At 58.4% G+C, this 16426-nt stretch carries 16 protein-coding genes, 4 tRNA genes and 1 pseudogene; 12 read left to right on the top strand and 9 right to left on the bottom strand.

The window, feature by feature from the left end; translation table 11 throughout:
* The first annotated feature begins 103 nt into the window (after positions 1 to 103).
* The 3 genes from ACIOUG_RS24220 to ACIOUG_RS24210 all read left to right on the top strand — a co-directional run bounded on the left by ACIOUG_RS24220 (position 104) and on the right by ACIOUG_RS24210 (position 477).
* Positions 104 to 180 (top strand) — tRNA-Arg (locus tag ACIOUG_RS24220).
* A gap of 71 nt (positions 181 to 251) precedes the next feature.
* A tRNA-Arg gene (locus tag ACIOUG_RS24215) sits at positions 252 to 328 on the top strand.
* Positions 329 to 400: 72 nt separating this feature from the next.
* Positions 401 to 477 (top strand) — tRNA-Arg (locus tag ACIOUG_RS24210).
* A gap of 18 nt (positions 478 to 495) precedes the next feature.
* Here ACIOUG_RS24210 and ACIOUG_RS24205 read toward each other — a convergent pair.
* Complete coding sequence (locus tag ACIOUG_RS24205; protein WP_401069260.1) at positions 496 to 1014, bottom strand: cell envelope protein SmpA; 519 nt, start codon at positions 1012 to 1014, stop codon at positions 496 to 498.
* A gap of 320 nt (positions 1015 to 1334) precedes the next feature.
* On the opposite strand from ACIOUG_RS24205, the gene mgtE reads away from it, so the two are divergent.
* The gene (gene mgtE / locus ACIOUG_RS24200) at positions 1335 to 2777 is read left to right on the top strand and encodes a magnesium transporter (RefSeq protein ID WP_401069257.1); all 1443 of its coding nucleotides are present in this window, start codon (positions 1335 to 1337) and stop codon (positions 2775 to 2777) included.
* Positions 2778 to 2961: 184 nt separating this feature from the next.
* On the opposite strand, the pseudogene ACIOUG_RS24195 reads toward mgtE, so the two are convergent.
* A pseudogene (locus tag ACIOUG_RS24195) lies at positions 2962 to 3261 on the bottom strand (Arc family DNA-binding protein); the annotation flags it as partial.
* Between the two features lie 415 nt (positions 3262 to 3676).
* Between ACIOUG_RS24195 and phnN the strand changes: the two are divergent.
* Complete coding sequence (gene phnN, locus ACIOUG_RS24190) at positions 3677 to 4246, top strand: phosphonate metabolism protein/1,5-bisphosphokinase (PRPP-forming) PhnN (protein WP_401069255.1); 570 nt, start codon at positions 3677 to 3679, stop codon at positions 4244 to 4246.
* On the opposite strand, the gene ACIOUG_RS24185 is transcribed toward phnN, so the two are convergent.
* On the bottom strand, positions 4221 to 4400 hold the full coding sequence (locus ACIOUG_RS24185) for a PA3371 family protein (protein ID WP_401069252.1): 180 nt from the start codon (positions 4398 to 4400) through the stop codon (positions 4221 to 4223). The genes phnN and ACIOUG_RS24185 overlap by 26 nt on opposite strands.
* 20 nt (positions 4401 to 4420) lie before the next feature.
* On the bottom strand, positions 4421 to 4651 hold the full coding sequence (locus ACIOUG_RS24180; protein ID WP_401069250.1) for a hypothetical protein: 231 nt from the start codon (positions 4649 to 4651) through the stop codon (positions 4421 to 4423).
* A gap of 294 nt (positions 4652 to 4945) precedes the next feature.
* On the opposite strand from ACIOUG_RS24180, the gene ACIOUG_RS24175 reads away from it, so the two are divergent.
* A tRNA-Arg gene (locus ACIOUG_RS24175) sits at positions 4946 to 5022 on the top strand.
* 83 nt (positions 5023 to 5105) lie between these two features.
* Here the strand turns inward: ACIOUG_RS24175 and ACIOUG_RS24170 are convergent.
* Positions 5106 to 6473 carry a lysozyme inhibitor LprI family protein gene (locus tag ACIOUG_RS24170; protein WP_401069247.1) on the bottom strand — a complete coding sequence of 456 codons (1368 nt, stop codon included), beginning with the start codon at positions 6471 to 6473 and terminating at the stop codon, positions 5106 to 5108.
* 211 nt (positions 6474 to 6684) lie between these two features.
* On the opposite strand from ACIOUG_RS24170, the gene ACIOUG_RS24165 reads away from it, so the two are divergent.
* From ACIOUG_RS24165 to ACIOUG_RS24150, 4 genes are all read left to right on the top strand, one after another.
* Entirely contained in the window at positions 6685 to 8289 is a 1605-nt protein-coding gene (locus tag ACIOUG_RS24165; RefSeq protein ID WP_401069244.1) for a response regulator, read from the top strand.
* Complete coding sequence (locus ACIOUG_RS24160; protein ID WP_401069241.1) at positions 8286 to 8978, top strand: sensor histidine kinase; 693 nt, start codon at positions 8286 to 8288, stop codon at positions 8976 to 8978. The genes ACIOUG_RS24165 and ACIOUG_RS24160 overlap by 4 nt, the downstream gene beginning before the upstream one ends.
* Before the next feature lie 304 nt (positions 8979 to 9282).
* The gene (locus tag ACIOUG_RS24155) at positions 9283 to 10524 is read left to right on the top strand and encodes a glutamine synthetase family protein (RefSeq protein ID WP_401069262.1); all 1242 of its coding nucleotides are present in this window, start codon (positions 9283 to 9285) and stop codon (positions 10522 to 10524) included.
* 69 nt (positions 10525 to 10593) lie between these two features.
* Positions 10594 to 11976 (top strand): MFS transporter, encoded by a 1383-nt coding sequence (locus ACIOUG_RS24150; RefSeq protein WP_401069238.1) that lies wholly within the window; start codon positions 10594 to 10596, stop codon positions 11974 to 11976.
* Positions 11977 to 12205: 229 nt separating this feature from the next.
* On the opposite strand, the gene ACIOUG_RS24145 is transcribed toward ACIOUG_RS24150, so the two are convergent.
* The 4 genes from ACIOUG_RS24145 to flgA all read right to left on the bottom strand — a co-directional run bounded on the left by ACIOUG_RS24145 (position 12206) and on the right by flgA (position 14809).
* Entirely contained in the window at positions 12206 to 12952 is a 747-nt protein-coding gene (locus ACIOUG_RS24145) for a flagellar brake protein (RefSeq protein WP_401069235.1), read from the bottom strand.
* 92 nt (positions 12953 to 13044) lie between these two features.
* Entirely contained in the window at positions 13045 to 13512 is a 468-nt protein-coding gene (locus ACIOUG_RS24140; RefSeq protein WP_401069232.1) for a flagella synthesis protein FlgN, read from the bottom strand.
* A 48-nt stretch (positions 13513 to 13560) separates the two neighbouring features.
* Positions 13561 to 13887 (bottom strand): flagellar biosynthesis anti-sigma factor FlgM, encoded by a 327-nt coding sequence (gene flgM / locus ACIOUG_RS24135; protein ID WP_007917589.1) that lies wholly within the window; start codon positions 13885 to 13887, stop codon positions 13561 to 13563.
* A 160-nt stretch (positions 13888 to 14047) separates the two neighbouring features.
* Complete coding sequence (flgA, locus tag ACIOUG_RS24130) at positions 14048 to 14809, bottom strand: flagellar basal body P-ring formation chaperone FlgA (RefSeq protein ID WP_401069229.1); 762 nt, start codon at positions 14807 to 14809, stop codon at positions 14048 to 14050.
* Positions 14810 to 14891: 82 nt separating this feature from the next.
* On the opposite strand from flgA, the gene ACIOUG_RS24125 reads away from it, so the two are divergent.
* Together ACIOUG_RS24125 and cheR are read left to right on the top strand one after the other, a co-directional pair.
* Entirely contained in the window at positions 14892 to 15824 is a 933-nt protein-coding gene (locus tag ACIOUG_RS24125; RefSeq protein ID WP_003227223.1) for a chemotaxis protein CheV, read from the top strand.
* Between the two features lie 46 nt (positions 15825 to 15870).
* A partial coding sequence (cheR, locus tag ACIOUG_RS24120; protein WP_401069226.1) for a protein-glutamate O-methyltransferase CheR occupies positions 15871 to 16426 on the top strand: 556 nt, incomplete at its 3' end.

Here is a 16426-nt window from a genome sequence, read left to right as displayed (position 1 = left end):
CCGTCTAATCTCTATTCCAACCACTTTTTCTGTAAGTTGTTGAATTTATTAGAAAAAGTGGTTGGAATAGAGATTAGACGGGCTATAATGCGGCGCAACAAATGCACTCGTAGCTCAGCTGGATAGAGTACTCGGCTACGAACCGAGCGGTCACAGGTTCGAATCCTGTCGAGTGCACCATTTAAGAGTTGTTTATAGCGATATAAAGAACTCGGCTTCACCCAGTTGTGGTCTGGTTTAAAAACACAAATGCACTCGTAGCTCAGCTGGATAGAGTACTCGGCTACGAACCGAGCGGTCACAGGTTCGAATCCTGTCGAGTGCACCATTTAAGAGTCGTTTGTAGCAATACAGGCAACTTGGTTTCAGCCAGTTGTGGTCTGGTCTAAAAACACAAAATGCACTCGTAGCTCAGCTGGATAGAGTACTCGGCTACGAACCGAGCGGTCACAGGTTCGAATCCTGTCGAGTGCACCATATTCAAGAAGCCCGCGTTTAACGCGGGCTTTTTGTTGTCTGCGATTTGGCTTTTCCTTTCACGCATCCCTTCTCATCAAAATCGACTTGAGCACTTCGGCCTCGTTTCAGGTCATAGCGATAGCTCGTTGTCGACGTCCGAATGTTCACTTTGTCCGGTTTGCCGAGAGCGCTCTCGACATCCTGCTGGCTCATGCCGGCAATGACGCGCCGATTGATGATCGCTGCGCGGCGCTGCCTGGCATCGATCAGGTTGCCGCATTTGTCCTCCAGGCGGCCAACGATGCCCGGTTCGCGTCCTCTGATTGTCATACCGGATATTTCCTCGTGGTTGTGTTCCGGCATGATCGCCACGACGGAGCCGGGCGTGTAAGGGTGAACTTGTTGTACCGAGAGTTGCTCATCGTTCGCACAACTCAGGCTGGTGAAGGTGATACCGCCGTCCGGCGCCTCGCAGCGGTGAAGGGTGGTGGCGCCCCCGGCGGGTGGCAGGCAAAGCAGGCTGGCAACGACAAAACGGGATGTTCTGGATGGCATCAGGCGTCCTCCATGACGGTCTACGCTCAAGGGTAGTCGCTACATTTTTCACTGCTGGTGTGTTTTCTTTTCAAGATGAGTCGTCGCATCTGCACGGGTCAGGACGGTGCTCAGCTTTGTTGTGCAAGCACTTGTTTCGACCGCGATTTTTAACATTTAAAACTGTCAGGCGGTGTATCATTGCGCCCGTCAGCCCCGCCGGGGCTTATGGAAAACCTCCATGGACTTACCCAGTAGTTACTCAGTAGCCCGTTTCACCAATCATGAATTGACTGATTGATCCTTCCGGCGTGCCCCGCTGCTGGGAGTGGAGTTCGCCTATGTCCGAAATCGAAGTAAAGAAAACACAGGAAAGCCTGCAGGATCGCCTGGCTCAGGTCGTTGAGCTGCTGCAGCGCCAGAAGGTCGTCGAAGACCTGACTCATCGCCAGGAAGGCGCTCATCAGGACCGGGTCGAGAACCTGGTTCACCGGCAGAACCTCGTCGAGCTGCAACGCAAACTCGATGATCTGCACTCCGCCGACGTTGCCTACATCCTTGAAGCCTTGCCGCTGGACGACCGTCTGACGCTCTGGCAACTGGTCAAGGCTGATCGCGACGGCGACATTCTTCTCGAAGTATCCGATTCGGTTCGTGAAACGCTGATCGCCGACATGGACGATCACGAGCTCCTGGCTGCGGCCAAGGACATGGACGCCGACGAACTTGCTGACCTGGCCTCCGAGCTGCCGCGAGACGTCGTCCATGAGCTGATGGAGACGCTCGACCAGCAGCAACGTGAGCGCGTGCGTTCGGCCCTGTCCTATGACGAGGAGCAGGTCGGTGCGCTGATGGACTTCGAGATGGTGACGATCCGTGAGGATGTCAGCCTCGAAGTGGTTCTGCGTTACCTGCGTCGCCTCAAAGAGCTGCCGGGCCACACCGACAAACTGTTCGTGGTCGATTACGACGGCGTGCTCAAAGGCGTGCTGCCGATCAAGCGTTTGCTGGTCAACGACCCGGATAAACAGGTTTCTGAAGTCATGGCCAGCGATCCGGTGAGTTTTCACCCGGACGAAGACGCCTATGACGCTGCTCAGGCGTTCGAGCGTTACGACTTGATCTCGGCCCCGGTGGTCGACAAGAACGGCAAGCTGATCGGTCGTCTGACCATCGACGAGATGGTCGACCTGATTCGTGAGGAGAGCGAAAGCGAAGTCCTCAACATGGCCGGTCTGCGCGAAGAGGAAGACATCTTCGCCTCCGTCTGGAAATCCCTGCGCAACCGCTGGGCGTGGCTGGCGATCAACCTGATCACGGCTTTTGTCGCGTCGCGGGTGATCGGCCTGTTCGAAGGTTCGATCGAGAAGCTGGTCGCGCTGGCGGCGCTGATGCCGATCGTGGCGGGTATTGGGGGTAACTCCGGTAACCAGACGATCACCATGATCGTGCGCGCCATGGCGCTCGACCAGGTCAGTACGGGCAACACCTCGCGCCTGATGCGCAAGGAGCTGGCGGTGGCATTGATCAACGGTCTGGTCTGGGGCGGGGTGATCGGCGTGGTCGCGTACTTGCTCTACGGCAGCTGGTCGCTGGGTGTGGTGATGACGGCGGCGATGACCCTCAACCTGCTGCTTGCGGCGCTGATGGGGGTGTTGATCCCGATGACGCTGGCGAAGATGGGCCGCGACCCGGCGATGGGCGCCAGTGTGATGATCACGGCCATGACGGACAGCGGTGGCTTCTTCATCTTCCTCGGATTGGCGACGATCTTCCTGCTCTGATTCGCAGCAATGCAAAGCCCGCCAATTGGCGGGCTTTTTTGTGCTTGTATATTTGGCTGTGGGAAGAGGGGATCTGTGGTGGGGGATAAATCCCCTCACCACAAAGTCTGCTTCGGATAGCAGTGATTAAAATCCGGGCAAAAAAAAGCCAGCACCTAAGCTGGCTTGAGATGTTCGATGTAACTCAGGACGCGTCTGCGGCCATCTCGGCGTCGTGAGCGATCAGCGACACCAGAGCGTTCTGTTGACGGTGAGACAGCTGACGGAAGCGTTGCAGCAGCTCACGCTCGTGCAGCGAAAGCTCCGGGCTGTCCAGGCGCATGCTCAACTCTTCGCCCAGTGCACCTTCCTGAATAAGACTCTGCTCAAGGCGCGCAATGATTTCGGAGTTCATGCTGCGATGATGATTGCGAGCCACCTCGGCAATGCGTTCACGCATCCCGTCTGGCAGACGTACGACGAACTTGTCAGCAGTTCGGCTTGTTTATTTTGACTGTTTCTATGGTCGGCTATATTTATCCGGTTTTTTCTGTGGAGGTGTTCTCGGGATTGGCCGCAGGATGTGTGGTAGGACAAGCATCCGCGCCTAATGGTTCAACCTGAATTGTTAAGAGGCGCGCATCATGCCTCAAAATTGCCAGATCATTGGCGTCAATTCTGTGACAAATATTGAGCTGGGTAAAGGCGTAATGCCAGCACCAATTATCAGAAATGCGGACTGGTTTGAAAACTTTGCCCTGGTCCGCATCACCGACCGCTTCCGGGTGCACATCTGTTGATGTCCGATGACGTCAGAACGTGCATGCTATGCGGCTTTCAATCCTTGTTCCTTATGTGTACAGGATAGTGGCAATTTGCCGATTTACTAGGGCAAACACCCGTTGGAGGGCGTTTTCAGGATGGATGGCAGGCTTATTTATCTGATGGGGCCCTCCGGTTCAGGCAAGGACAGCCTGATCGAGGCCGCGCGCGCTCCATTGCGGGCGATGAACTGCGAAATCATCCGCCGGGTGATCACCCGGTCAGCGGAATCAGTCGGCGAAGACGCCATCGGCGTTACGCCCGAAGAGTTCGAGCAACGCCTGCAGCGCGGTGACTTTGCCCTGGCATGGCAAGCCAATGGCCTGGCGTATGGCATCCCGATAGAAATGGACGAGTGGTTGCGCGCGGGTCAACAGGTACTGGTCAATGGCTCACGTGCCAACCTGCGACAGGCGCTCGAGCGCTACCCGACGCTGCTGCCGGTGCTGCTGACGGTCAAGGACGAAGTGTTGCGTGAGCGCCTGCTCAGACGTGGTCGGGAGACGCCTGAGCAGATTGATGCGAGGCTGGCGCGCAATGCGCTGTTCAAGGACAGAAGGGCAACTGATTTGCCCGTGCATCTGATCGACAACTCCGGCGACCTGGCGGACGCCATCAAGCAATTGCTGGACTTGATCCAGCTTAACGCAGCACCGGGTCAAACTTGATCTTGCGCCCGGCCACCAGCGCCAGGACAAACAACACCGCAAACACGCCGCAGCCGATCAGGGGCAGGGTGACTTCGGTTTCCTCGAACAGCGCAAAATGCACAACGCCACTCAATAAGGCGAGGATCAGAAATCCTGCGGCTGATTTGGACATGCTGTACTCCTGAAGATATTTCAAAAAACCAGACGTTCGGTGTCGCGCGTCGGCAGTGCTTGCTCAGGCTCATTGACCGCCTGCGCCGCGAAGTCGCTCTGATCACTCAGCACCGCCCACTGCGGCGCTTTTTGCACCTGCAAGTAATGCGGCATGCGCTGGGCCACCGGTTCAGCACTCTCGGGAACAAAATGAAAGCCAACCAGAATCGCCAGTGCGATTGCGTTTGCGAGCAGGAGAGTGCTGTTCATGGGGCGGACTCCGTTTGTGCTGTTATGGGAACAGACAAAGCACCCGGCGTGCCAACAGTCTAACTGCTGTGAAGTCCTTTAAAAACAAGCATTTGCAAGGGTTTTTCAAAGGGGGTGGGTTGCAATCTGCAATGATGGCTTTTTGCGGCAGTGCAAATTGCACGGTAAATCATCCCGCAGCATTGCAGGGCGCCTGCCTACACTTAAAAAGCCCACGGACGACATGACAAATCAGGGGCTGACCGTTAACATGCACGCCGTCCGTCGCGCCGTGTCCGGCCGCGACAACCCCGTGTCTCAGTAGCTCAATTGGATAGAGCATCCCCCTCCTAAGGGGAAGGTTGGCAGTTCGAACCTGCCCTGGGACACCATCATTCAAAGCCTCGCCAAGGTTCGCAAAAAAGCCCCGCACAGGATGTTCTGTCGGGGCTTTTTCATGCTCGTAATAAGTGGCTCAGTTCAATGCTCCGCCGTCGGTCTTGCCAATTGAGGTGCTGACTTCGATCACATGCCGGCGCCCGTTGACCTCGTAACTGCGTCCATCTGCATCAACGTCCGGTTTGCGCAGTGCCAGTTGTGCAAACAAGCCATGTTTTTCGTCGTAGCTGCCAAACCAGTCAACCAGTTTTCCGATGTAGCATTCGTTACCGATAATCACCGGCAGGTCGAAAACATCTTCCACCGAGTAATTCACCGGGCCGTAGCTGTAGTAATCGCTCTCGCCTGCGCCTGTTGCAGGAATCGGGCAAAGAGGCGTGCGCGGGGTGTCCGGTTTATGGGGGCGTGCTTCGTTCGCCTTGGTGATTGCCTGATTGAGCGTAAGCCGCAGATCAGGCTCCAACTCAAAGGTGCTGGTGCCGTCATCCTTGTATTGAGTGGTGGGCACATTCAGTGAGTAGCCATATCGCACCATCACGGTGGGGACTTCACGGTTGATCTTCAACGGATTGAGCAAGTAGATGTGATCAACGCCGTAGGCGCCGTTGCGGTAGGCGAGGTAAATATTGCCTCGAGCCTTGATCCAGTACGCCGATTGGTTGGCTCCGCGATCATTGGTATAGAACAGCGCGCTTTCAGGCTCAGGAGACCTTTTGACAAAATGGTCACCGTCTCGGCGCCAGGTTTCCACGTAGGTAAACATGCCAGTGCCACCGGCGTAAGTCTGGACGATCAGGTCTCGTTGCCCGTCGCCGTCCATGTCCAGCAACGAGTAGGAGGTTTGACCGGTTTCTGCTGCCGCATCGATTTCGGTGGCGGTCAATGCCTTCCATTCATCCGGTGTAACGTCTTTGGGAATCGAAGTTGGAAAATGCGTTTGCTCGGTGGGGTTTTCTTTGTCGGAGTCGCCTGAAAACGATGTCTCTCCAGAGTTGATACCCAGCGAAGCCAGCACTCGTTCAACCGCCACCTCGCGATTGCCGCCCTCGCTGGCCGCCTGAATGCTGCGTTGCAGATCTTCCAGAACCTGTTTGTCGATGCCGGTCGGTCTGTGCGCAACGGCATCCATCTGCTGCGCCTGTAATAACTTCAGCCGCTCACGATAACTTTGTTCAAGGCAAGCAATATCCGCTTCGCACTGATTGCGTGTCTTGAGCCACAACCGTTGTGTGCGCTTGATTTCAGATTGCTCATCACCGGAGATCTTCATCAGCTCCCGATAAGCCGCACCCATCTGCGCATCCAGCTCATACAACCCTTTATCCGCACAAACAGCCTTCTCCACGGCACTCGCCGCTTTCGCACAATCCATTCCGCCCGCCATCGCCTGCTGGAAAAACAGCAGCGCACAGGCGGACACGATGCAACGTCCTTTGATGTACACGAGATAAACCTTATAGGGGGAAAAGTGAGTCGGTGCGCAGGGTAATCGCTGCACAAGGAATCTTGAAGTGTCCGCTTCAGAGAACATCACTTGTGGCCGATAACTCACTCGGTGACTTAAAAGTCGCGTGAAATCGCTTGATAGCATTTGGCCGGCAGCTATCATCTGCGCGCCTGAAATTGCCCTCACTTCAATTGCCTGGAAATCCTCGATGCTGTCGTATCACCAAAAGAGTTTTCTGATCGTCGATGATTTCTCGGATTTCCGCAGTTCCGTACGCTCGATGCTGCGCGAGCTGGGGGTCAAGGACGTGGATACCGCCGATACCGGCGAGCAGGCGCTGAAGATGTGTGGGCAGAAGTCCTACGATTTCATCCTGCAGGATTTCCATCTTGGCGATGGCAAGAAGAACGGCCAGCAGGTCCTCGAAGACCTGATGTCGGAAAAGCTCATCAGCCATGAAGCGGTGTTCGTCATGGTGACGGCCGAGACCAGTCAGGCGATGGTGCTCAGTGCCCTGGAGCACGAGCCGGATGCGTACCTGACCAAGCCGTTCAACCGCTCCGGCCTGGCCCAACGCCTGGAGCGTCTGGAGCAGCGCAAGACCTTGCTCAAACCGATTCTGCAAGCCCTCGATCGCGGTAAGCCGGTCGAAGTGCTCAACGCCTGCATTGCGCTGTGCAAACAGGACATCCGCTATTCGCCGCTGTGCCTGCGCTATCGCGCCGATGCGTTGCGTGACATGAATCAGAACGAAGCCCTTGAACGCCTTTACGACAGCATCATCGCTGATCGGCCGTTGCCGTGGGCGTTTGCCGGCTTGGGCAAGTTGCTGTTCAAGCGTGGGCAAGTGGCGCAGGCCAAGGGTGTCTACGAAAAAGCCCTGAAGGTGTTCCCGATGATGCCGGCGCTGTATGACGGCATGGCCGATGTGCTGGTCGCCGAAGGCGATACCAAAGGCGCGCAGCGGGTGCTTGAGGAGGCGATTCGTTTGTCGCCGCTGGCAGTGCGCCGGCAGGCGTTGCTCGGCAAACTGGCAATGACCAACGAAGACTTCGACACCGCGTCCCGAGCGTATCGCCAGGCGGTGGCGCAGGGCGCGCAGTCGCGGTTCAAGGATCCGGAAAGCAACCTCGGTCTGGCTCATGCCTTGATCAGCAAGGGCAGTGAGCGCGGTCTCGACACGCGCACGCGGCTGGAGATCAACACCACGCTCAGCGCCGTTGCCAAAGAGAACCCCTCTGACCCGGGCCTGCAGATTCGTGCGCGCCTGATGAAAGCCACCAGCCTGCTGCTCAACGATGCCGAAACTGCCGACAAGCTCACCGAACAAGCGCTGATGCGCCTCGACGGCATGGAGCAGTTCATGAGTCCTGAGGCGGCGCTGCTGGTCGCCAAGCAATTGCAGATGCTCGGTCAGGCCGAGGCGGGCACGTCGATGCTCAAGAGCTGCGCGGAGATCTACGGCGACGATCCGGCGGTGATGAAAGACATCGCCAAGCTCACCGATGACCCGACTATCCTCAGTTCGAGCAACGCCGCCGCCGACCTCAACCGGCAGGGCGTGCGTGTGTACAAGACCGGCAATCTGGTGGAGGCCCGCGAGGTGTTCCGCAAGGCGCTGAAGCTGCAACCGAAGAACATCAGTATCGCGCTGAACATGGCCCAGTCGCTGCTGCACGGCACCGACACCAGTGTGCCGTCGGCGGAGCTGGAAGAATGTCGGGCCTGCCTGAAAATGGTCGGCCTGATGCCCGACACCGACGCGCGTCATGCGCGTTATCAGAAGCTGAAAAGCAAGGCGTTTGGCGAATGAACCAAGACGAGCAGGCTCTGGATTTCTCCACGGTGATCGCCTCCACCGTCCACGACATGAAGAACTCGCTGGCAATGCTGACCCAGGCTCACAGCCAGTGGCTGGCGCGTTTGCCTCAAGAGCAGCGTAGCGGGGCGGAGCAGGGCGTGATCGACTTCGAGTTCGCCCACCTCAACGGCATGCTGGTGCAGTTGCTCGGGCTGTACAAGCTCGGCGTCAACCAGTTGCCGCTGCAACCCGCGTATCACGAACTCGATGATTTCATCGAGGCGCAACTGGCATCGCACCAAGAGGTGTTCGCCAGTCGCGGGATCATCGCTACCTATGAAGTCGATCCGCTGAGCCCGTTGGGTTTCTTCGATCGCGAGTTGGTTGCGTCGGTGTTGGGTAACTGCATCAACAACGCCATCCGTTATGCCCGCGAGTCGCTGCTGATTACCGTCAGCGATGAGGCCGGGCAACTGGTGTTGAGCATCAACGACGACGGCGACGGTTACCCGGCCGAGATGCTTGAGCGTCAGGCCGATTACGTGCAGGGCATCAATCACAGCAGCGGCAGCACCGGCCTGGGCCTGTATTTCGCCAACCGGATTGCGGCGTTGCACCAGCGCAATGGCGTGGTCGGGCACACCGAAATTCGCAATGGCGGACCATTGGGTGGCGGCGTATTCAGCCTCTACCTGCCCTGAAGGCATGCCCCCTGTAGGAGCTGCCGCAGGCTGAGATCTTTTGACTTGGCTTTTAAGATCAAAAGGTCGCAGCCTGCGGCAGCTCCTACAGGGGGAATGTGAGGTGGGGTATTTTGTTTGACGCTGCTTGATATTCCGAACAGCCGGAGCCTATTTTGTCCGGGTCGCCGCTCGCGGCTCGCACAATAACAAGGATTGCGTCATGACAACCGATGGCCAGCGTTCACTCGCGCAGCGATTGACCGGCATTGATGAGATTGAATGTGTCACACCGGATTTGAACGGCGTGCCGCGCGGTAAGGTGATGACCGCCGAGGGGTTCCTCGAAGGGCGGCGTCTGCAGATGGCGCGGGGGGTGCTGCTGCAATGCATCATGGGCGGTTATCCGCCGGCGCGGTTTTACGGCAGTGATGATGGCGACCTCGCGCTGATCGCCGAGCCGAGCATGATTCACCCTCTGCCATGGAGCGACGAGCCACGTGCCCTGGCCATCTGCGATGCCGACGAACTGAGCGGCGAAAGCTCCAACCTGTCGACCCGTGGCCAACTCAAAAAAGTCATCGCCCGTTACGCCGCGCGCGGTCTGGCGCCGGTGGTGGCGACCGAACTGGAATTCTTCGTCTTCGCCCCGAACACTGATCCGACCCAGCCATTCCGCCCGCCGGTAGGTCTTGATGGGCGCCGCGAGGATGGGCAGTCGGCGTTCAGCGTCAGCTCCAACAATGGCCTGCGGCCGTTCTTCAGCGAAGTCTATAAATGCATGGCGGCCCTCGGTCTGCCACGCGATACCTTCATGCATGAAATGGGCGTCAGCCAGTTCGAGATCAACTTGCTGCACGGTGATCCGCTGTTGCTGGCCGACCAGACCTTCCTGTTCAAGCACCTGCTCAAGGAAGTCGCGCTCAAGCATGGCTTGAGCGTGGTGTGCATGGCCAAGCCGCTGGCGCACACGCCGGGCAGCTCGATGCACATCCACCAGAGCGTCGTCGAGATCGCCACCGGCAACAACGTGTTCAGCGACAAGAACGGCCAGCCGACGGCAATGTTCCGCCATTTCATCGGCGGGCAGCAGGCGGGCATGGCCGATTTCACCGCGCTGTTTGCGCCGAACGTGAACTCCTATCAGCGTCTGTGTCACCCGTATGCGTCGCCGAACAATGCCTGCTGGTCCCACGACAACCGCGCGGCAGGGCTGCGGATTCCGGCCAGCTCGCCAGTGGCCCGGCGGGTCGAGAACCGCTTGCCCGGCGCCGATGCCAACCCGTATCTGGCGATTGCCGCGAGCCTGGCCGCCGGCTTGCATGGGATCGAGCATGAACTGGAGCCGACCGCGGCGATTCAGGGCGAATTCGCAGTGCCGGATAATCTTTCGTTGCCGTGTACCTTGCATGCCGCGCTTGAACGTCTGAAACGTAGCCAATTGGCCAGGGAACTGTTCGGACAGGAGTTCATCGAAGGCTACATCGCTTCGAAGACCATGGAGTTGACCAGCTTCTTTGATGAAATCACTCCCTGGGAACGGCGTGTTCTAGCAGCCCAGGCCTGACGAAATGTCGCCATCGGGCTATCGTTTGGATAGCCCGATACTTACTGCAAGGAGCCGCTCGGAACGCCGATGCGCCAAATCTGGAAATCCTTTCGAGCGCTGTATTTCGCCTCGCTGATGATGTTGATCGGCTCGGGCCTTTTATCTACTTATCTGGCATTGCGCCTGGCCGCTGACCATGTCGACGGGCTGTGGGTCGGTGCGCTGATGGCGGCCAACTATTTCGGCCTGGTGCTGGGCGGCAAGATCGGTCACCGACTGATCGCCCGGGTCGGGCACATTCGCGCGTATTCGGCGTGTGCCGGGATCGTCGGCGCGGCGGTGCTCGGGCATGGCCTGGTCGACTGGCTGCCGGCGTGGCTGGTGCTGCGGACCATTGTCGGTCTGGGCATGATGTGCCAATACATGGTGATCGAGAGCTGGCTCAACGAGCAGGCCGACGCCAACCAGCGTGGGCTGGTGTTCAGTGGTTACATGATTGCGTCGTATCTGGGGCTGGTGCTCGGTCAACTGATTCTGGTCATGCACCCGGGCCTCGGCCTGGAGCTGCTGATGCTGGTCGCGCTGTGTTTTGCCTTGTGTCTGGTGCCGGTGGCGCTGACTCGGCGGATTCACCCGGCGCCGCTGCATCCGGCCCCGATGGAGCCGCGCTTCTTTATCAAGCGGGTGCCGCAGTCGTTGAGCACGGTGCTGGGCGCCGGCTTGATCATCGGCTCGTTCTACGGTCTGGCGCCGCTGTACGCGTCGCAGCAGGGGCTGTCGACCGAGCAGGTCGGTCTGTTCATGGGTAGCTGCATTTTTGCCGGGCTGCTGGTGCAGTGGCCGTTGGGCTGGTTGTCCGACCGTTATGACCGGGCGCTGCTGATCCGTTGCTTTGCCGGGTTCCTCGCGGTGGCGGCGTTGCCGTTGGCGATCCTGCCGCAGGTGCCGCTGGAGGTGCTGTTCGTGGTCGGCTTCCTCTGTTCGCTGGTGCAATTCTGCCTGTATCCGCTGGCGGTGGCGTTCTCCAACGACCACGTCGAGGGCGATCGCCGGGTGTCGCTGACGGCGATGCTGCTGGTGACCTACGGGGTTGGCGCGAGTATCGGCCCACTGCTGGCGGGTGTGCTGATGAAGCTGTTCGGCAGTCAGAGCCTGTACGCGTTTTTCAGCTTCTTCGCGCTGGTGCTGGTGTGGCGCATTCGGCCGAAAGCCGTGACCAATCTGCACCAGGTCGACGACGCGCCGCTGCATCACGTGGCGATGCCGGACAGCATGTCGAGTTCGCCGCTGGTGGCAGCGCTTGATCCGCGGGTGGATGAGCAGGTGGTGCAGGAGCAGATGCAGACCACGGTGACGCCTGAGCCGGAACCGGAGCCGGAACCCGAAGTGCAGCCTGAGGCGGCGGTGGAAACTGATCCGGCTGATGGCAGCGATAAACCGACACCGGACATCAGTGGGGCCAGACCCTGAGTCGGATGATGGTAAGGCTGTTCAGTGACAGACACTGTAACTGTGGCGAGGGAGCTTGCTCCCGCTGGACTGCGCAGCAGGCCCCGCTTGCCAGATAAGGGCGGGGAGCGCTTCGCGCCCCAGCGGGAGCAAGCTCCCTCGCCACAAGTGTTCGGTGTTGGCAGAAAAATTTCTGGCATAAAAAAGGGCAGTCCCGCCAGGGACTGCCCTTTCTATTTGCCTGTACGCATCACATATCGTCTTTATCGAACCGGCGTGCTTCACGCTGCAGCTGATAAACGAAGCGTTCGACGTTGCGCGCCGCCTGGCCACTGATGTTGTGGAAGCGCAGGCCGGCGAAGGTGATGTTGAGCTTTTCTTCGAAATGCAGATAACGCAGTTCGACCGAGGTCGGCTGATTGCCGAACAGCGGGGCGGCGATCATGCGGTCGTAGACCTGGCCCAGTTGCAGGCGGTCGGTGATGTCGCCTTCAAAGCGCAGCTTGCAGCCGGTGGCGGAAATATCCAGCAGTTTGCCGTTGATCGGCGCCTTGAGCTTTTCGCCGCCGAGTTCGACGCTGACCAGATCAGTCAGCTTCAGGGCGGCGCGAAAGGCGTTGCGGCGCTGGTGGTAAACCACTTCGGTCGGCAGTTCGCCGGTGTAGAAGCGGTCGCCGTCGGACTCTTCAATGTTCAGCGTGCCGGTGCATTCCCAGGCGATGCGCACGCCTTCGTGGAAGCCTTCGACCTTGAACGGTTCGCCCGCCAGCAGAAAACGCTCGCCATCGCGCGGAATCATTTCGTCCAGAGCAATGGTCGCGGTATCGCGGTCGACCTTGATCAGGTAGCTCTGGAAACGCTGGCTGCGCTCATGGAAGGTGATGATCAGCGGATCGTGGCTTTCCTGCAGCTGGCGCAGGTTGCTGGAGATTTCCAGGGGCGTGGTCAGCACCTTTGGTGGCTGCGGAGTATCATCCGCGCTTAGGGCGTTTGGCACGTTTTCTCAATCTCCAGACAAAATTTGACTACGACTAGCCAGCATTTTGCCAGCATGTTTCGCGTGTTGATAGTGCAGGCACATCGAATGGCTCACGCCTGGCTGAACGTACGCGGTTTGGCGGGCTTGGCGAAAGTGCCAGTGGCGTCATACAACGCTGGTGGCTCGCCCCCGGTGAGGATTTTCAGCTGATTGGCCGTGGCGGCCTGCTGAATCTGGATCGACTGGCCGTTCTTGATGTTGGCCGCCTGGCACTGGGCAATCAGGTCGGTCAGCACGTCGCTCTGAGCCAGCAACTGGTCGCCAATGCTCGAGTGGCTGGCCAGTTGCTCCAGGCCCTGACGGTCGAGCGGCAGGTTGAGGCTGGCGAGGATTTCGCTGCGCTTGCGGCCATGCTGTTCAAGCAAAATGATCAGTGCCTGTTTGCGCGCCAGAATATCTTCGAGCAAAGGCATGTCGCGACCGTGCAAGGCGAGGGACTCGGTTTGCAGTAACTCCAGCAATTGTTGAGCTGGAGCAAAGTCGTCGGTGATCAGTTGCAATAAATTAGTGTCGTGCATGGCTGGCCTTGGTTTTTAAGCGTCCAAAAGCCTGGCGCCGGCAAAAGCCTAGCGCTGGGCTTCGAAGTTGAGCAGTTTGCTGGCTACACGGTTGCTGTCGACTTTATAGCTGCCATCGGCAATCGCTGCTTTCAACTCGGCCACTCGGGCTTTGTCGACGGCAGGCTGATCGCGCAGCTTGTCAGTGACCTTCTGCAACTGTTGAGCCTCATTGCTGAGGTGTACCGATTCCCCGCTTTTTGCGGTACTGGCCGTTTCGGCCTGGGTATTCAGCGGCGCGGAGGTGCCGGATTCGGCGGTTTCCTTGGCGTTGCTGGTACGTGTACTGCCCGTAAGTGACGAGGAGCTGTTCAAACGGCTGAAATCGATGACCATGTTAAAAACCTCTGGGAATTTGGACGCTTGCCATGTTCTCGGCCATCCCCTGGAAAACTTTAGGCTCATTTGCCAATGAGCTGCATGCGTCGAAGCGTGTCCTGCTTCGGCACAGTTTAGGGAAGCGTCGAGATCGGCGCCAGTTTTCTGCGCGAGCGTTTTACATGGCCACTTCCACTTGGCCCGGCGCGATGACCTGCGCCTTGATCACCCGGTTGGAATTGAGGTTTTTCACCCGGATCTGTTCTTTCAGGCCGCCATTGGCCAGGGCTTCGCCGGGCATGCGTACGGCCAGTGTGCCGCTGCGGGCGGTGATGACCACTTGATCGCCCTTGCGCACGACTTCGGCCTGTTCCAGATGCACCAGGGTAATCACCTGATCGGCGACCGTTGGTCGGGTTAATTTCTGCCCGATGGCTTCATCGACCGACGTCAGGAAGCCCTGATTGATCTGGCTGATGTCGCGTTCACGCAAGGTCACGTCCCGCGGCTCGATAATCCCGGCGCGTTTGAGCGGTCGGGTGGTGGTGACAATCTCGCGAAACAGGCGGACTTGAGCGGGCACGAACACCGTCCACGGCGAGCTTCCCTCGCATCTCACCTTGACCGTAACCCGGCCCAGCGGACGCGCCGGACTCTCCAGTGACGCTGTCAATTCCTTGTCGCACATAGGCATGCGCATACGCGGGTCGAGCTGGTTGACCTCGATTTCGTAGCGGCCTTCCGTTTGACTGGTAGCCAGATAGTCTTCTACGGTGAACTCAAGAAAGCCCTGAGTGACGCCGATAAGCATGTCAGGCAAGGTAACCGTATCAGCACCGGCAGGGCTGCCAGCGAAAAACAAGCAGACGACGGACGTCGCGCACAGCGCTTTGCGGGTGCGGGAGGTCAGGCGTCGGAAAAATGTCGTTTGAGCGTTCATACGAGTTAAAAAGCAAGCGCCGTGCCGTTTAGCAATGAATGTGCGTCGCAACAACACTTGGCGTTGGTGTAGGAGTCTGGGCATGGCTGGTGTAATGGATTCGGTGAACCAGCGCACGCAACTGGTAGGGCAGAATCGCCTGGAGCTGTTGTTGTTCCGTCTTGACGGTCAGCAGCTCTACGGAATCAACGTGTTCAAGGTACGGGAAGTGTTGCAGTGCCCGTCACTGACGTTGATGCCCAAGTCCAGTCCTGTCGTGTGCGGGGTGGCAAATATTCGAGGGGCGACCATTCCGATCCTTGATCTGGCAATGGCGACCGGCTCGGGGGCGTTGAAGGACAAGAAAAACCCGTTCGTGATCATCACGGAGTACAACACCAAGACCCAGGGTTTCCTGGTCCGCTCGGTGGAGCGCATCGTCAACATGAACTGGGAGGAGATCCATCCGCCGCCCAAGGGCACGGGGCGCGATCATTACCTGACCGCTGTGACTCGAGTCGACAATCAGTTAGTCGAAATCATCGACGTCGAGAAGGTGCTGGCGGAAGTTGCGCCGACGCCGGAGGCGATTTCGGTCGGTGTGGTCGATGTCGAGACCCAGAGCAAGGCGTTGTCGCTGCGAGTGCTGACGGTCGATGACTCGTCGGTGGCGCGCAAGCAGGTCACGCGTTGCCTGCAGACGGTCGGTGTCGAAGTGGTGGCGCTGAACGACGGCAAGCAGGCGCTGGATTACCTGCGCAAGCTGGTCGATGAAGGCAAGAAGCCGGAAGAAGAGTTCCTGATGATGATTTCCGACATCGAGATGCCGGAGATGGACGGGTACACCCTGACGGCGGAGATCCGCAGCGACCCGCGCATGCAAAAGCTTCATATCATCCTGCATACTTCGTTGTCGGGGGTTTTCAATCAGGCGATGGTCAAGAAAGTCGGTGCCGATGACTTCCTGGCCAAATTCCGTCCTGATGACCTGGCATCCCGGGTAGTCGACCGGATCAAAGCAGCAGATATCAGCTAGGGGCCTTCTGCCCCTGGCGGTCAACACGATTTAAGAGGCGGCATCATTGTCTACGGGTAATTTGGATTTCGAACAGTTCCGGGTCTTCCTGGAAAAAGCCTGTGGCATTTTGCTCGGTGAAAACAAGCAGTACCTGGTCTCGAGCCGTCTCAACAAACTGATGGAGCAGCAAGGCATCAAGTCCCTGGGTGAGCTGGTACAGCGCATCCAGACCCAGCCGCGCAGTGGTTTGCGCGAGCAGGTGGTCGATGCCATGACAACCAACGAAACTCTGTGGTTTCGTGACACCTATCCGTTTGAAGTCTTGAAGAACAAGGTACTGCCCGAGGCGATCAAGGCCAGTCCCAATCAGCGTCTGCGGATCTGGTCGGCGGCCTGTTCGTCGGGTCAGGAGCCGTATTCGCTGTCGATGTCGATCGACGAGTTCGAGCGCAGCAACCTCGGTCAGTTGAAGATGGGCGTGCAGATCGTTGCCACCGACCTGTCCGGCAGCATGCTGACCAACTGCAAGACCGGCGAGTACGACAGCCTGGCGATCGGTCGCGGTTTGTCCGCCGATCGTCTGCAGCGCTACTTCGACCCGAAAGGGCCGGGGCGCTGGG

This window comes from Pseudomonas sp. NPDC087803, from assembly GCF_044742995.1.
GTDB lineage: Bacteria > Pseudomonadota > Gammaproteobacteria > Pseudomonadales > Pseudomonadaceae > Aquipseudomonas.
The sequence above is the reverse complement of the archived record's forward strand: the minus strand, read 5'-3'. Positions and strand labels throughout refer to the sequence as shown.

Bases quoted from the DNA above. Each gene is read 5' to 3' on its own strand.
- phnN (WP_401069255.1), top strand. From the start codon at position 3,677: ATGGATGGCAGGCTTATTTATCTGATGGGGCCCTCCGGTTCAGGCAAG.
- ACIOUG_RS24125 (WP_003227223.1), top strand. From the start codon at position 14,892: ATGGCTGGTGTAATGGATTCGGTGAACCAGCGCACGCAACTGGTAGGG.
- ACIOUG_RS24150 (WP_401069238.1), top strand. From the start codon at position 10,594: ATGCGCCAAATCTGGAAATCCTTTCGAGCGCTGTATTTCGCCTCGCTG.
- mgtE (WP_401069257.1), top strand. From the start codon at position 1,335: ATGTCCGAAATCGAAGTAAAGAAAACACAGGAAAGCCTGCAGGATCGC.
- ACIOUG_RS24185 (WP_401069252.1), bottom strand. From the start codon at position 4,400: ATGTCCAAATCAGCCGCAGGATTTCTGATCCTCGCCTTATTGAGTGGC.
- ACIOUG_RS24155 (WP_401069262.1), top strand. From the start codon at position 9,283: ATGACCGCCGAGGGGTTCCTCGAAGGGCGGCGTCTGCAGATGGCGCGG.
- ACIOUG_RS24205 (WP_401069260.1), bottom strand. From the start codon at position 1,014: ATGCCATCCAGAACATCCCGTTTTGTCGTTGCCAGCCTGCTTTGCCTG.
- flgA (WP_401069229.1), bottom strand. From the start codon at position 14,809: ATGAACGCTCAAACGACATTTTTCCGACGCCTGACCTCCCGCACCCGC.
- ACIOUG_RS24165 (WP_401069244.1), top strand. From the start codon at position 6,685: ATGCTGTCGTATCACCAAAAGAGTTTTCTGATCGTCGATGATTTCTCG.
- flgM (WP_007917589.1), bottom strand. From the start codon at position 13,887: ATGGTCATCGATTTCAGCCGTTTGAACAGCTCCTCGTCACTTACGGGC.
- ACIOUG_RS24140 (WP_401069232.1), bottom strand. From the start codon at position 13,512: ATGCACGACACTAATTTATTGCAACTGATCACCGACGACTTTGCTCCA.
- ACIOUG_RS24180 (WP_401069250.1), bottom strand. From the start codon at position 4,651: ATGAACAGCACTCTCCTGCTCGCAAACGCAATCGCACTGGCGATTCTG.
- ACIOUG_RS24160 (WP_401069241.1), top strand. From the start codon at position 8,286: ATGAACCAAGACGAGCAGGCTCTGGATTTCTCCACGGTGATCGCCTCC.